Source organism: Nocardioides sp. GY 10127 (assembly GCF_004919085.1).
In the GTDB taxonomy this organism is placed as follows: domain Bacteria; phylum Actinomycetota; class Actinomycetes; order Propionibacteriales; family Nocardioidaceae; genus Nocardioides.
Map to the genome: position 1 here is coordinate 264,553 of NZ_STGL01000001.1, position 13,635 is coordinate 278,187.

At 73.2% G+C, this 13,635-nt stretch carries 16 protein-coding genes; 2 read left to right on the forward strand and 14 right to left on the reverse strand.

Features of this window, described 5'->3' with window-relative positions; translation table 11 throughout:
* Positions 1-7 precede the first annotated feature (7 nt).
* The 14 genes from E8D37_RS01175 to E8D37_RS01240 form a co-directional block, all read right to left on the reverse strand.
* On the reverse strand, positions 8-1,654 hold the full coding sequence (locus E8D37_RS01175; protein ID WP_136567911.1) for a hypothetical protein: 1,647 nt from the start codon (positions 1,652-1,654) through the stop codon (positions 8-10).
* The gene (locus tag E8D37_RS01180) at positions 1,651-2,604 is read right to left on the reverse strand and encodes an ABC transporter ATP-binding protein (RefSeq protein ID WP_206055507.1); all 954 of its coding nucleotides are present in this window, start codon (positions 2,602-2,604) and stop codon (positions 1,651-1,653) included. Before E8D37_RS01180 ends, E8D37_RS01175 begins: the two co-directional genes overlap by 4 nt.
* 107 nt (positions 2,605-2,711) lie before the next feature.
* Positions 2,712-3,365: an acVLRF1 family peptidyl-tRNA hydrolase gene (locus E8D37_RS01185; protein ID WP_136567912.1), complete on the reverse strand. Its 654-nt coding sequence runs from the start codon at positions 3,363-3,365 to the stop codon at positions 2,712-2,714.
* Complete coding sequence (locus E8D37_RS01190; RefSeq protein ID WP_136567913.1) at positions 3,362-3,925, reverse strand: ASCH domain-containing protein; 564 nt, start codon at positions 3,923-3,925, stop codon at positions 3,362-3,364. The genes E8D37_RS01185 and E8D37_RS01190 overlap by 4 nt, the downstream gene beginning before the upstream one ends.
* 50 nt (positions 3,926-3,975) lie before the next feature.
* A complete protein-coding gene (locus E8D37_RS01195) occupies positions 3,976-4,404 on the reverse strand; it encodes a metal-sulfur cluster assembly factor (protein ID WP_136567914.1) in 429 nt (142 codons plus the stop codon).
* 1 nt (position 4,405) lies between these two features.
* Positions 4,406-4,882: a Fe-S cluster assembly sulfur transfer protein SufU gene (gene sufU / locus E8D37_RS01200; RefSeq protein WP_136567915.1), complete on the reverse strand. Its 477-nt coding sequence runs from the start codon at positions 4,880-4,882 to the stop codon at positions 4,406-4,408.
* Positions 4,882-6,153, reverse strand: a complete 1,272-nt coding sequence (locus tag E8D37_RS01205) for a SufS family cysteine desulfurase (RefSeq protein ID WP_136567916.1) — start codon at positions 6,151-6,153, stop codon at positions 4,882-4,884. The genes sufU and E8D37_RS01205 overlap by 1 nt, the downstream gene beginning before the upstream one ends.
* A 59-nt stretch (positions 6,154-6,212) precedes the next feature.
* Entirely contained in the window at positions 6,213-6,980 is a 768-nt protein-coding gene (gene sufC, locus E8D37_RS01210) for a Fe-S cluster assembly ATPase SufC (RefSeq protein WP_136567917.1), read from the reverse strand.
* Positions 6,981-7,039: 59 nt separating this feature from the next.
* Positions 7,040-7,402: a non-heme iron oxygenase ferredoxin subunit gene (locus tag E8D37_RS01215; protein ID WP_136567918.1), complete on the reverse strand. Its 363-nt coding sequence runs from the start codon at positions 7,400-7,402 to the stop codon at positions 7,040-7,042.
* Positions 7,402-8,598, reverse strand: a complete 1,197-nt coding sequence (gene sufD / locus E8D37_RS01220; RefSeq protein ID WP_136567919.1) for a Fe-S cluster assembly protein SufD — start codon at positions 8,596-8,598, stop codon at positions 7,402-7,404. Before sufD ends, E8D37_RS01215 begins: the two co-directional genes overlap by 1 nt.
* Before the next feature lie 49 nt (positions 8,599-8,647).
* The gene (sufB, locus tag E8D37_RS01225) at positions 8,648-10,066 is read right to left on the reverse strand and encodes a Fe-S cluster assembly protein SufB (protein ID WP_136567920.1); all 1,419 of its coding nucleotides are present in this window, start codon (positions 10,064-10,066) and stop codon (positions 8,648-8,650) included.
* Positions 10,063-10,800, reverse strand: coding sequence for a helix-turn-helix domain-containing protein (locus E8D37_RS01230; protein ID WP_240770111.1), 738 nt, complete (start codon positions 10,798-10,800; stop codon positions 10,063-10,065). The genes sufB and E8D37_RS01230 overlap by 4 nt, the downstream gene beginning before the upstream one ends.
* 119 nt (positions 10,801-10,919) lie before the next feature.
* Positions 10,920-11,369: a hypothetical protein gene (locus tag E8D37_RS01235; RefSeq protein WP_136567921.1), complete on the reverse strand. Its 450-nt coding sequence runs from the start codon at positions 11,367-11,369 to the stop codon at positions 10,920-10,922.
* Entirely contained in the window at positions 11,362-11,727 is a 366-nt protein-coding gene (locus E8D37_RS01240; RefSeq protein ID WP_136567922.1) for a hypothetical protein, read from the reverse strand. Before E8D37_RS01240 ends, E8D37_RS01235 begins: the two co-directional genes overlap by 8 nt.
* A gap of 88 nt (positions 11,728-11,815) precedes the next feature.
* On the opposite strand from E8D37_RS01240, the gene E8D37_RS01245 reads away from it, so the two are divergent.
* Positions 11,816-12,811, forward strand: a complete 996-nt coding sequence (locus E8D37_RS01245) for an ABC transporter ATP-binding protein (RefSeq protein ID WP_240770112.1) — start codon at positions 11,816-11,818, stop codon at positions 12,809-12,811.
* Positions 12,808-13,632, forward strand: a complete 825-nt coding sequence (locus E8D37_RS01250; protein WP_136567923.1) for an ABC transporter permease — start codon at positions 12,808-12,810, stop codon at positions 13,630-13,632. Before E8D37_RS01245 ends, E8D37_RS01250 begins: the two co-directional genes overlap by 4 nt.
* Positions 13,633-13,635: the final 3 nt, after the last annotated feature.

Below are 13,635 nucleotides of genomic sequence, written 5' to 3' on the forward strand. Positions count from 1 at the left end.
TCCGACGCTAGCCGATGTCGCGTGTGAGAAGGCGCACCCACGCCACGCCCAGCAGCGCGGCGGCCACCAAGGCCAGCACGAGGCTGCTCAGGGGGTCGACGGTCTGGACCGGCACCGCCGCGACGTGCGCGTACGGCGAGAGCTCCGAGATCCCGGACGGCAGGTCCAGCAGGTCGGCGAGCAGGTCGAGCAGCAGGCAGCCCACGAGCACCGCCCAGCCGCCGGGAGCCCAGCCCGGCGAGAGCGCCCAGAGCAGCACCGCGAGACCGGTCACGACCGCGACGGCCGGCAGGTAGGCGAGCCCCGCCCACCACACCGAGCCGGACAGCGTCGCCCCGGCCACCGCGCCGCCGAGCGCGAGCCCGCACCCGGCCACCAGCAGCAGCCAGGCACTCCCCGCGAGGGCGAGGACGACGGTCACGCCGACGAGGCGCCCACGGGCAGTGGCGGTCGACAGGAGGGCCTCGGTGCGGCCGGAGCGCTCGTCCGCGCCTGCCCGGGCCACCACGACGACGGCCCACGCGCCGATCCCGACCCCGACGAGGGCGAGGACGGCGGAGACCAGCGCGTCCTGGAGGGCGCCCTCCCCGCCCAGGGCCTGGAGCATCGTGCGCCCCGCGTCCGTGTCGAGCAGGTCCCCCACGCCGGGCGTGATGGCGCCGAGCAGCATCCCCCAGCCCGCCACGGCGACCGTCCACCACGCCAGAGCGGAGCGGTGCTGGTGCCAGGTCAGGCCGACGACGCCGGACAGGCTCGCCCCGGCCTCCGCGGCACCGGGCCGCTCGGCCAGCAGCCCCGACCCCAGGTCCCGGCGCCGGCGCAGCACGACCGCCAGCACCACGAGGCCCACGGCCGTGCCCAGGTGCAGCAGCAGGACCCACGGTCGCGGGTCCGACCACGCCTGGAGGCGGGTCTGCCAGCCGAACGGCGAGAGCCAGCCGAGGAAGGCCAGCGGCGCCGGCCCCACGTCGGCCGCGACGCGCAGGGCATAGAGGACGCCGAGCGCGCCGGACGCCAGCCCGGCCGCCGTCCTGCTCGAGGCGCTGAGCTGGCACGTGACCGCCCCGAGGCCGGCGCCGACCAGGCCCATCCCGGCCCACGAGGCACCGAAGAGCAGCGAGCCTGCGAGGGGCAGCCCGCCCGCGACGTCCGCCACGGCCGCGAGGACGCCGACGACGACGCTCACGCCCCAGGCCAGCCCGACAGCCGCGGCCAGCGGGGCCGACGGCCCGATCGCGGTGGACCCCAGGAGCTCGGTGAGGCCGCGCTCCTCCTCGGTCCGGGTGTGCCGGCGCACGAGCACCAGCCCGAGGACGGCGACCGCGACGGCGTAGAGGACCGTCAGCTTCGTCATCGCCAGCTCACCGAGGCTCGTGGGGTCCGTGATCGGACCGTAGAGCGCGACGACGGCCGCGCTGGACGTGAGCGCCTCGGCGGCCTCGATCCGGCTGCGCTCGTCGGGGTACAGGCCTGGGGTGGCGGCGGCCGAGGCGTAGACCAGGCCGGTGAGGACGACGAGCCAGACCGCCACGAGCACGCGGTCGCGACGCAGGGCCGCGCGGGCGAGGAGCCCTGCCCCGTGGGCGCCGCTGCCCGTGCCGCTGCCTGCGCCCGGCTCGTCCGGGGCCCGTCGGTGCGTCAGCAGGCCGGTCACGACGACACCCGGTACTGGTCCAGGAACAGCTGCTCGAGGCTCGGGGGCCCGCACTCGATCCCGTGGACGCCCGCTGCGGCCAGGGCGGCCAGGACGCCGGGCAGGGCCTCGGGCTCCACCGCCAGGGTCACCTCGACCTCGGGTGCAGCCCCACCGGCGTCCGCGCCGGGCGCGCCCACCACCAGGTCGTGGACGCCGGCCAGGCCGCCCAGGCCCCCCAATCCGGCCAGTCCGGCGAGACCCTCGCTCGTCCCGCTGATCCGGGCGCGGACCCGGGTCCTCCGCAGACCCCGGAGGTCCTCCAGGCTCCCCGACAGCACGGTGCGCCCGTCGCGCACGATCGTGACCCGCTGCGCGAGGTGCTCCACCTCGGCCAGGATGTGGCTGGAGAGCAGCACGGCCGTGCCCCGCGCGGCGTGCTCGGCGAGGCAGACGCCGAACTCGTGCTCCATGAGCGGGTCGAGGCCGCTGGTGGGCTCGTCGAGCAGCAGCAGGTCGACGTCCGCGGCGAAGGCGGCGACCAGTGCCACCTTCTGCCGGTTGCCCTTGGAGTAGGTGCCCGCGCGCTTGGTGGGGTCGAGGGCGAACCGTTCCAGCAGCTCGGCCCGTCGCCCCGGGGCCGGCACGACCCCGCGCAGCCGCAGCAGCAGGTCGATGGTCTCGCCGCCGGTGAGGCGCGGCCAGAGCGTCACGTCGCCCGGCACGTACGCGAGCCGCCGGTGCAGGGGCACGGTGTCGCGCCAGGGGTCCAGGCCCAGGACCTGGACGTTCCCGGCGTCGGCGCGGAGCAGGCCCAGCAGGCAGCGCAGGGTGGTGGACTTGCCGGCGCCGTTGGGCCCCAGGAAGCCGTGCACCTCCCCCGCCGCCACCTCGAGGTCGAGCCCGTCGAGGGCCCGCGACCTGCCGAACGACTTCACCAGTCCCTGTACGTGCAGTGCGGTCTCGCTCACGTCCCGCACGCTAGTGCGGCGCGAACCCGACCGCGAGGGTCCGACCTCCCGAGGGGACGGGCCGCCCGCCGGGCCACCACCGGTGCGGGGGCGTCAGCAGGACGTGGTCACCCGTTGTGGACGGTCACCTCGACCGCGGCGGCGTCCGCCACCGCCGCCAGGAGGACGTCGCGGCGCGGGTCGGGGACGGCGAGGAACCGGGCGTCCACGCGCACGTTCTCCAGCCCCGCCACCGGGTGCGCGGTCCCGAGCCCCAGGTCGTCCGTGACCTCCTCGACCATCGCCCGGTCGCCGCCCAGGACGAGGGGGCCGTCGAGCCCCTCGAGCACGCGCGCAGCGTGTCCGGCGGCGGCCTCCCCGGCCACCCGGGCCTGCTGCTCGCGACGACGGGCGAACCGCTGCTGGGACCAACCACCCGCCTTCGTGCGTCCCTGCACGTGACGCTGACCGGTCTTGCTCGCCGCGAGCACCCCGTCCCGCACGAGCGCGACCGCGTAGCCCCCGCGGCGCACGAGCAGGACGCCGTAGGGCCGCCCGGCAGCCTCGCGAGCGGCCTCGGCGGTCACCGCGACCGAGGCCTCCCCCACGGGCCCCCCGAAGGGCAGCGCCAACCGGCACCAGGCACCGTCGGGCGCGGACCCGACCAGCACGCCGGCGTCGAGCGTCAGGGCCGGCTCGCCGTGCCTGCGCCCGAAGTTCTCGACCCAGCGCTCGACCCGCCCGGGCGGCACGAGGAGGACGGTGGAGCCGGCCGCGCTCACGGCCGTTCGGCCCCGTCGGCCCGTTCGGCCCCGTCGGCCCGGTGCACGACGTGGAAGGTCTCCAGGACGAGCAGGTCGTCGTCGGCGACGGGGCCGAGGCCCGCGACCACCGTGGCCAGCCACGCCGCTCGCAGCGCCGCCGGGTCCGGGGGCACGGCGGCCAGCTCCGCGGCCATGTGTGCGGGCGGCACCTGGGCCACGGCCGTCACCTGCACCGCGGTGGTGGACAGGAGGGCGACGGGGCGCACGTGCGCGTCCAGGAGGATCGACAGGGAGCCGACGGCCGGGAGCTCTCCCTCGGCGTGCTCGCCGAGCCTGCTGGTCGCGCCGGTGACGAGGCCCTCCAGGACCTCCGCCGTGCGGGCGGCGGCCTCCTCGTCCCCGAACCCCCACGCCGGGGGCGGGACGACCTCGAGCGTCGAGGGCCCGAAGTACGACGGGACGCTCGCGCCCAGTCGGGCGTGCACGCGGGCGACGTCCCAGAAGGCGCGCAGGGCCTCGGGATCGGGGAGACCAGAGAGATCGGGGTCGCAACCGTCGGGCTGCGTCGTGTCGACCATGCGCCGAGCCTAGTCAGCCCGCGTGCGGGGGCGGCGTCGACCGCCCCGGCTCAGACGTTGAAGCCGAGCGCCCGAAGCTGCTCGCGGCCGTCCTCGGTGATCTTGTCCGGGCCCCACGGCGGCAGCCAGACCCAGTTGATCGCGACGTCGTTGACGATGCCCTCGAGGGCCGCGTCGGTCTGGTCCTGGATGACGTCGGTCAGCGGGCAGGCCGCGGAGGTGAGCGTCATGTCGATGACCACGTTCGAGCCCTCGTCGACGTGGACGCCGTAGACGAGGCCGAGGTCGACGACGTTGATCCCGAGCTCGGGGTCGACGACGTCCTTCATGGCCTCGGTGACCTCGTCGACGCTCACGGTCGAGGAGGTCACCGAGGAGGCGCTCGACGACGGGGACGCGGACGCCGCGGCCTCGGGGACGTCGGGCAGGTCCGAGTGGTCCGGCGTCGCGGCCTCGGTGGTGTGGGCGGTGTCGGTCATCTCAGGCCTCCTGGCTCGAGGTGGCGGGCTCGGGCAGCGTCCCGAGGGACTGCGCGGTGGCGTCCTTCCAGGCCATCCAGGCCAGGAGGGCGCACTTCACGCGCGCCGGGAACTTGGCGACGCCGGCGAACGCGATCGCGTCCTCCAGCACCTCCTCGTCCGGCTCGATGGTCCCCTTGGACTGCATCAGCTCGAGGAACGTCTGGTGCACGGAGAGGGCCTCGTCGACCTTCTTGCCGATGACGAGGTCGGTGAGGACCGAGGTCGAGGCCTGGCTGATGGAGCACCCGACGGCGTCGTAGGAGACGTCGGCGACCGTGCCGTCCTCGACGTGGACCCGCAGGGTGATCTCGTCACCGCAGGTGGGGTTCACGTGGTGCACCTCCGCCTCGAAGGGGTCCCGCAGGCCCTTGTGGTGGGGGTTCTTGTAGTGGTCCAGGATGATCTCCTGGTACAGGGCGTCCAGCTCGCTGCTCATCAGTCGTCCAAGCGGAAGTAGGAGCGGGTGTATTCCAGGGCGTCGACGAGCGCGTCGATCTCCTCCGGCGTCGTGTACAGGTACGACGACGCCCGGGTGGAGCTCTGCACGCCGAACTTCTCGTGCGCGGGGCGGGCGCAGTGGTGCCCGGCGCGCACGGCGACCCCGCGGGTGTCGAGCACGGTCATGATGTCGTGCGGGTGCACGCCCGCGAGCTCGAAGGAGACCGCTCCGCCCCGGTGGGCCGGGTCGGTGGGGCCGAGCACCCGCAGGCCCTTGACGCCCGCGAGGCCCTCGAGCGCGTAGCCGGTGATGGCCCGCTCGTGCGCGTGGACGTGCTCCATGCCCAGCGCGGAGAGGTACTCCACCGCCGCGCCGAGGCCGACCGCCTCGACGATCGGCGGGGTGCCCGCCTCGAACTTGGCCGGGATGCCGGCGTAGGTGGAGCCGGTCATCCGGACGGTCTCGATCATCTCGCCACCGCCGAGGAACGGCGGGAGCGCCTCGAGCAGCGCCCGGCTGCCCCAGAGGACGCCGATGCCGGTGGGGCCGACGACCTTGTGCCCGGTGAAGACGAGCGCGTCGGGGCGCTCCTCCGGCGCCATCGCCGCCAGGTCGATCGGCAGCTGCGGGGCTGCCTGGCTGGCGTCCACGACGACGATCGCGCCGACCGCGTGGGCGCGGCGGGTGATCTCGGCGACCGGGTTGATGGTGCCGAGCATGTTCGAGACCCACGTGAGGGTGACGACCTTGGTCCGCTCGGTGAGGAGCTCGTCGGCCTGGGAGAGGTCGAGGTAGCCGTCCTCGTCGAAGGTGAACCACCGCAGCTCCGCACCCGTGCGCTGGCAGAGCATCTGCCACGGGACGATGTTGGAGTGGTGCTCCATCTCCGTGGTCACCACGACGTCGCCGGGGCCCACCTGGTGCTCGCCGGCCCACCCCAGGGTGGTCGCGACCAGGTTGAGCGCCTCGGAGGCGTTCTTGGTGAAGATCACCTCCGAGCGCTCGGGGGCGCCGATGAACGCGGCTACCTTGTCGCGGGCGCCCTCGAACGCCTCGGTCGCCTCGGCCCCGAGCATGTGCATGGCGCGGGCGACGTTGGCGTTGTGGCGCTCGAGGTGGTCGACCATCGTGTCGATGACGACCTGCGGCTTCTGCGAGGTGTTGGCGCTGTCGAGGTAGACCAGCGGACCCCCACCCGGGGTCGTCCGGGTGAGGATCGGGAAGTCCTTGCGGACGACCTCCAGGTCAGGCAGCAGACCCTCGAGCATCAGTCCTCCTGTGGTGGTGAAGTTCGGCGACGTGCGGGCGCCCGCGTGGGGCGTCCAGGTCAGGCCTGGGCGGCCGCGGCCTTGACGTACTTGTCGTAGCCGTTCGCCTCGAGCTCGTCGGCGAGCTCGGGGCCGCCGGACTCGGCGACGCGGCCGTCGACGAACACGTGGACGACGTCCGGCTTCACGTAGCGCAGGATGCGGGTGTAGTGCGTGATGAGCAGGACGCCCTTGCCGTCGCGCTCGGCGAAGCGGTTGATGCCCTCGGAGACGACCTTGAGGGCGTCGATGTCGAGGCCGGAGTCGATCTCGTCGAGGATCGCCAGCTTCGGGTCGAGCAGGTCGAGCTGCGCGATCTCGGCGCGCTTCTTCTCGCCGCCGGAGAAGCCCTCGTTGACCGAGCGCTGGGAGAACTGGGTGTCCAGGTTCATCCGCTCCAGGGCGCCGTTGACGTCCTTGACCCAGGTGCGCAGCTTGGGGGCCTCGCCGTCCAGCGCGGTCTTCGCGGTGCGCAGGAAGTTGGCCATGGAGACGCCGGGGACCTCGACGGGGTACTGCATGGCGAGGAAGAGGCCGGCACGGGCCCGCTCGTCGACGCTCATGGCCAGCACGTCCTCGCCGTCGAGGAGGACCTCGCCGCCGGTGATCGTGTACTTGGGGTGACCGGCGATCGAGTACGCGGTGGTCGACTTGCCGGAGCCGTTGGGGCCCATGATCGCGTGGGTCTCGCCGTCCTTGATGGTCAGCGTGACGCCCTTGAGGATCTCCTTGGGCCCGTCCTCGGTCTCGACCGAGACCTGCAGGTCCTTGATCTCCAGCGTGCTCATCTGTGTCTCTCTTTCGCGTTCTCGCGGGTGCGGTGCAGTGTCTGGGGGGCGTGCCCGGCTCAGCCGGGGGTGACGCCGTTGAGGGTGGAGGCCACGTCGACGTAGACGACCTGCTGGCCGTCCTCGTCGCGGACCTCGGTGCGGAAGGTCGCCACGGGCTCGGTGGCCGGCAGCCCCGAGGGCGCGCCGGTGCGCATGTCGAAGCGCGAGCCGTGCAGCCAGCACTCGATCTCGCACCCGCCGCCGGGGCCGGTCTCGACGTCGCCCTCGCTGAGGGCGACGGCCGCGTGGCTGCAGAGGTCCTGGACGGCCAGCACGTCGTCGCCGTCCCGGGTGAGCGCGAGGGTGTACTCCTCGACGTCCACCGCGAGGGCCTCCCCGGAGGGGACCTCGGCGAGGGTGCAGGCGCGGACCAGGCTCATCAGGCCTCCAGTGCGGCGGCCGAGGAGCCGCTCGTCACCGTCTTGGCCAGCTCGGCCTCGACGGTGGCGGTGAGCCGCTCCTCCAGGGAGGGGACGTCGACCTTGCGGATGAGCTCGGAGAAGAAGCCGTGCAGCACGAGGCGGCGGGCCTCGGTCTCCGAGACGCCGCGGCTCTTGAGGTAGAAGAGCTGCTCGTCGTCGAAGCGGGCGGTGGCCGAGGCGTGCCCGGCACCCTCGATCTCGCCCGTCTCGATCTCCAGGTTCGGCACCGAGTCGGCCTGGCAGCCGTCGGTGAGGACGAGGTTGCGGTTCTCCTCGTACGTCTCGATGCCCTCGGCGACCTTGCGGATGAGCACGTTGCCGATCCACACGGTGTGCGCGCCGGTGCCCTGCAGGGCGCCCTTGTAGTTGACGTTGCTCTTGGTCTTCGGCGCGTTGTGGTCGGCGAAGAGGCGGTGCTCGAGGTGCTGGCCGGCGTCGGCGTAGTACAGGCCGAGGAGCTCGGCCTCGCCGCCGGGGCCGGCGTACTCGACGTTCGCGTGCAGGCGCACCACGTCGCCGCCGAAGGAGATGGACGCGTGCTTGACCGAGGCGTCACGGCCGACGCGGATCGAGTCGCGGCCGAGGTGGACCGCGTCGTCGGCCCAGTCCTGGAGCGTCAGGACCGTGACCTTCGCGCCGTCACCGACGAGGAAGGTGGAGATGGCGTTGTAGCGCGCCGACCCCTCGTGCACGAGGACGACGGTCGCCTCGCTGTGCGCGCCGAAGCGGTACACCATCCGGCCGTGGACGAGGTCGTCGACCGAGCCGCCCGTGAGCCGCAGGACGATCGGCTCCTCGACCCGGGTGTCGGCCGGGACGTCGACCAGCCGGGCCGAGCCCGAGAGCTCCGCGGCCAGGGCGGCCGGGCGCTCGTTGGGCGCGAGCTCGAGGGCACGCGCCTCCTCGGGGCTGATCTCGGTGAGGCTCGCGCCCGCCGGGATCGTGGTGTCCCAGGTCAGGCTGCCGGTCGAGGCCTCGCCGTCCAGCAGGCCTCGCAGCCGCTTGAGCGGCGTGAAGCGCCAGACCTCCTCGCGGCCGGTGGGCAGCGGGTGGTCGGCGAGGTCGTAGGACGGCGGCGGGTTGAGGTGGGACTCGACCCGGTCGGACTCGAGCGCGGCCGCGACGGTGTCGCGGGCAGCATCGGTGACGGTCACTGCGGTTCTTTCTTCTCGTGAGCTGGGCGTGCGGTGGAGGGGGCCGGCGTCAGCCGACCGCACCCTCCATCTGCAGCTCGATGAGGCGGTTGAGCTCGAGGGCGTACTCCATCGGGAGCTCCTTGGCGATGGGCTCGACGAAGCCGCGGACGATCATGGCCATGGCCTCGTCCTGCTCCATGCCGCGGCTCATCAGGTAGAAGAGCTGGTCGTCGGAGACCTTGGAGACCGAGGCCTCGTGGCCCATCGACACGTCGTCCTCGCGGATGTCGACGTAGGGGTAGGTGTCGGAGCGGCTGATCTGGTCGACGAGCAGCGCGTCGCACAGCACGTTCGACTTCGAGCCGTGAGCACCCTCGTTGACCTGGATCAGGCCGCGGTAGGACGTCCGGCCGCCACCGCGGGCCACGGACTTGCTGAGGATCGAGGAGGACGTGTGGGGCGCGGCGTGCACCATCTTGGCGCCCGCGTCCTGGTGCTGGCCCTCGCCGGCGAAGGCGATCGACAGGGTCTCGCCCTTGGCGTGCTCGCCCATCAGGTAGATGGCCGGGTACTTCATCGTCACCTTGGAGCCGATGTTGCCGTCGACCCACTCCATGGTCGCGCCGGCCTCGCACGTCGCGCGCTTGGTGACGAGGTTGTAGACGTTGTTCGACCAGTTCTGGATGGTCGTGTAGCGGCAGCGGCCGCCCTTCTTCACGACGATCTCCACGACGGCGGAGTGCAGCGAGTCCGACTTGTAGATCGGCGCGGTGCAGCCCTCGACGTAGTGCACGTAGGCGTCCTCGTCGACGATGATCAGCGTCCGCTCGAACTGGCCCATGTTCTCCGTGTTGATGCGGAAGTAGGCCTGGAGCGGGATGTCCACGTGGACGCCCTTGGGCACGTAGATGAACGAGCCGCCGGACCACACGGACGTGTTCAGCGCGGAGAACTTGTTGTCGCCGACGGGGATGACGGTGCCGAAGTATTCCTTGAAGAGCTCCTCGTGCTCACGCAGGCCCGTGTCGGTGTCGACGAAGATGACGCCCTGCGCCTCGAGGTCCTCGCGGATCGAGTGGTAGACGACCTCGGACTCGTACTGGGCCGCGACGCCGGCGACGAGGCGCTGCTTCTCCGCCTCCGGGATGCCGAGCTTGTCGTAGGTGTTCTTGATGTCCTCGGGCAGCTCCTCCCAGGAGGTGGCCTGCTTCTCCGAGGAGCGGACGAAGTACTTGATGTTGTCGAAGTCGATGCCCGACAGGTCCGAGCCCCACGTGGGCATGGGCTTGCGCTCGAAGAGCTTCAGGCCCTTCAGGCGCAGGTCGAGCATCCACTGCGGCTCGTTCTTCTTGCCCGAGATGTCGCGCACGACGGCCTCGTTCAGGCCGCGCTGCGCGGAGGCGCCGGCCACGTCCGGGTCGGCCCAGCCGAAGTCGTAGCGGCCGATGCCCTGGAGCTCCGGGTTCAGTTCCTCGATCGAGGTCATGAGGTGACCTGCTTCCTTTCGTCGGACGGGCGGGGGGTGAGGCGGGTGGCTCCGCGGGCCGCGACGGGCTCGGGGATGCAGGTGGTGCAGACGCCGTCGCCGTGGGCGATGGTCGCGAGGCGCAGGACGTGGCGCTCGAGGACGCGGCCGATGGCCGCGGTCTCCGCCTCGCACAGCTGGGGGAACTCGTGGGCCACGTGCGAGACGGGGCAGTGCTGCTGGCACAGCTGCTCCCCCGTCGCCGACGAGGCGGCTGCGGGGACGTCCCGCACGGACGCGGCGTATCCCTCCTGGCTCAGCACCAGCGCGAGCACCTCGGCGGGCGTCGACTCCGGGTGGGCGGCCATGACGTCCTCGAAGTTCTCCTCGATGAACGCCACGCGGCGCTCGGCGAAGGCGCGGACGGCGTCGTCGCCACCGGTCTCGGCCAGGAAGCGCAGCGCGCTGCGGGCCAGGTCGTCGTAGCCGGCGGCGAAGCCGTCGCGGCCGCGCTCGGTGAGCGCGAAGACCTTGGCCGGGCGCCCACGGCCCCGGGCACCGACGGCCCGGGGGTCGCGCTGCTCGACGGAGCCGTCGGACTGGAGGGCCTCGAGGTGGCGTCGGACGGCGGCGGGGGTCAGCCCCAGCTCCTCGGCCAGCGCCGCGGCCGTCTGCGGACCCTTCGAGAGCAGGGTCGAGGTCACGCGTCGACGCGTGCCCTGCTCCTGCTTCGGGTCGGGTCCGATGAATTCCACAACGTCAGTGTGCCGATATTGCTCACGGACCTTCAAGCCAGGGTCACCTAACCTGCCACCGCGGGAAGGCCCGGGCCGGGCCGTGGCGGGGGTCGTGGTGGGCGTCGTGGTGGCGAGGATCACTCCCCCGGCGGTGGAGAACCCTGGTTCCGGCCGTTGCGCAGGAGCCAGGCCAGGCCGAGGAACGGCAGGACGAGCGGGAGGTAGCCGTAGCCCTGGCCGAAGTGCGACCAGACGGTCTTGTCCGGGAAGAGCTGGGGCTCGACGTAGGTGAGCACGCCCACGACCAGCACACCGACGAGCTCGATGCAGACGGCCACCAGCGCGGTGCGCCGCGCGGCCTCGCTGCCGAGCAGCAAGCAGCAGGTGGCCACGAGGTAGAGCACCGCCGCCAGGAGCGAGAGCGAGTACGCCAGCGGCGCGTTGCCGGCCTCGAGCCCCAGCTGGACGAGCGAGCGGCCCGTGGCGGCGACGGCGAAGACCCCGTAGAGCGCCACGAGGATGCGCCCCGGCCCGGACGCCAGGGGGCTGACCGGGGCGTCCGTCGTCCGCTCGCCCGGGCTACGCACCGACGCTCCACAGCGACTCGAGCCGGAACTGGCAGGCGGCCACGGTCAGCAGGGCCACGAGCAGGACGCCGGTGCCCCAGCGGCTGCGCTCCACCAGCGCCAGGGCGGCCCCGACCGGCACCACCAGGACGTCGGTGAGCAGGTAGGCGACGAACGTGACGCCCTCCACCGGGCGGTCCGTGCGCGCCAGCGCGACGCCGCCGACCACCAGCTGGACGACCAGCGCGACCATGAGCACGCCGAGGAGGACGAAGAACGCGTCCGAGGGCGGGTGCTGGGCGCGGGCGATCATCACGATCGTCCACACCACGCCCACCAGGCAGAGCCCCAGCACGGGGACGGTGATCCAGGCAGTCACGGGCGTGAAGCCTAGGCGCGACGGGCCCGGCCCGCGGCAGCGGTGCGCGCTTTGGGACCGCGCCGGGGGCCGCTCCTACACTGCGGGAGTGCCTCATGCCGTACCTGCCGCCGGGAGCACGCCGGCGCTGGAGGTCCGCGACCTCTCCATGACCTACGGCGCGACCCGGGCCGTCGACGGGCTCTCGCTCGACGTCGCCCGTGGCTCCATCACCGCCGTCCTCGGGCCCAACGGCGCCGGGAAGACCACGACGCTGGAGACCTGCGAGGGTTACCGCCGCCCGCAGTCCGGCACGGTCCGGGTCCTCGGCCTCGACCCCGTGGCCGACCGGCGGGAGCTGCTCCCCCGGATCGGCGTCATGCTCCAGGGCGGCGGCGCCTGGTCGGGCGTGCGCGCCGAGGAGATGCTGCGCCACGTCGCCAAGCTGCACGCCCGCCCCCTGGACCACGACCTGCTGGTCGAGCGTCTGGGGCTCGCGGAGTGCGGACGGACGCCCTACCGCCGGCTGTCCGGGGGCCAGAAGCAGCGGCTGGCGCTGGCGATGGCCGTCGTCGGACGCCCCGAGCTGGTCTTCGTCGACGAGCCGACCGCGGGGATGGACCCGCAGGCGCGGCGCGCCACCTGGGAGCTGCTCGAGGAGCTCCGCCGGGACGGTGTCACCGTGGTGCTCACCACGCACTACATGGACGAGGCGGAGCGGCTGGCCGACGTCGTCCACATCATCGACCACGGCCGCCTCGTGGCCACCGGGTCGCCCAGCGAGCTCACCCGCGGCGGCCGGGTCTCGACGCTCCGCGTCGTCCTGGAGCGCCCAGTGCCCGAGGGTGCGCCGCAGGCGCTCGCCGAGGAGCTCGGGGCCTCGCTGCAGGTGCTGGACGCCACCTCGCTGGTGCTGAGCGGGCCGGCCGACGCGACGACGCTCGGTCGCGTCGCACGCTGGTGCGAGCAGCACGACGTGGTCCCGGTCCAGCTGAGCCTGGGCACCCGCTCGCTCGAGGACGCGTTCCTCGAGCTCACGGGGCGCGAGAGCCTCGACGCCGCGGCCGGGGAGATCGGCTCGAGCCTGGACGGAGCAGCCCGATGAGCGCAGAACCCACCGCCCAGCCACTTGCCGAGCCCACCGCCGGGTCCGCGGCCGGCACCTTCAGTCCCGACCCCGCGGCGGCGCCGTTCCGGGCCCAGGTCCTGGCGCAGGCGTCGATGGAGGCCCGGCTGCTGCTGCGCAACGGCGAGCAGCTCCTCATCGCCCTCGTCATCCCCGTCGTCGTCCTGGTCGGCGGGGTGCTCGGTGCCGAGCGCGTCGGGCTGACCTTCTCGGCACCGGTCGCGGACGTGCTGACCCCCGGCGTCCTGGCCCTGGCCGTCATGTCGACGTCCTTCACCTCGCTCGCCATCGCCACCGGCTTCGAGCGCCGCTACGGCGTCATCAAGTGGCTCGGCGCCTCGCCGCTGCCGCGGTCCGGGCTGCTGGGCGGCAAGGTGCTCGCCCTGCTGGCCGTCGAGGTGCTCCAGGTGGTCGTCGTGAGCGCGGTCGGCCTCGCTCTCGGCTGGCACCCCACGCCGGGCGCCCTCGGCCTCGTCGGCGCGCTGCTGGCCGCCGTCCTCGGCACCTCGGCGTTCGCGTCGCTCGCCCTCGCCATGGCGGGCTCGCTGCGCGCGGAGGCGACCCTGGCCGGCGCCAACCTCGTCTACCTCCTGCTGATGGCCGGCGGTGCCGTCGTCCTGCCCGCGGACGCCTACGGGAGCGCCGGCGGCTGGGTCACCTGGCTGCCCTCCGGTGCGCTCGGCGAGTCCCTGCGGGCGGGGCTCCTGCACGGCACCGTCGATCCGGTGGGGCTGGCCGTCCTCGCCGTCTGGACCCTCGCCGGAGCCCTGCTCACGGCCCGCACCTTCACCTGGGAGTGACGC

Bases quoted from the DNA above. Each gene is read 5' to 3' on its own strand.
- E8D37_RS01190 (WP_136567913.1), bottom strand. From the start codon at position 3,925: ATGGTCGACACGACGCAGCCCGACGGTTGCGACCCCGATCTCTCTGGT.
- E8D37_RS01195 (WP_136567914.1), bottom strand. From the start codon at position 4,404: ATGACCGACACCGCCCACACCACCGAGGCCGCGACGCCGGACCACTCG.
- sufU (WP_136567915.1), bottom strand. From the start codon at position 4,882: ATGAGCAGCGAGCTGGACGCCCTGTACCAGGAGATCATCCTGGACCAC.
- E8D37_RS01205 (WP_136567916.1), bottom strand. From the start codon at position 6,153: ATGCTCGAGGGTCTGCTGCCTGACCTGGAGGTCGTCCGCAAGGACTTC.
- sufC (WP_136567917.1), bottom strand. From the start codon at position 6,980: ATGAGCACGCTGGAGATCAAGGACCTGCAGGTCTCGGTCGAGACCGAG.
- E8D37_RS01215 (WP_136567918.1), bottom strand. From the start codon at position 7,402: ATGAGCCTGGTCCGCGCCTGCACCCTCGCCGAGGTCCCCTCCGGGGAG.
- sufB (WP_136567920.1), bottom strand. From the start codon at position 10,066: ATGACCTCGATCGAGGAACTGAACCCGGAGCTCCAGGGCATCGGCCGC.
- E8D37_RS01250 (WP_136567923.1), top strand. From the start codon at position 12,808: ATGAGCGCAGAACCCACCGCCCAGCCACTTGCCGAGCCCACCGCCGGG.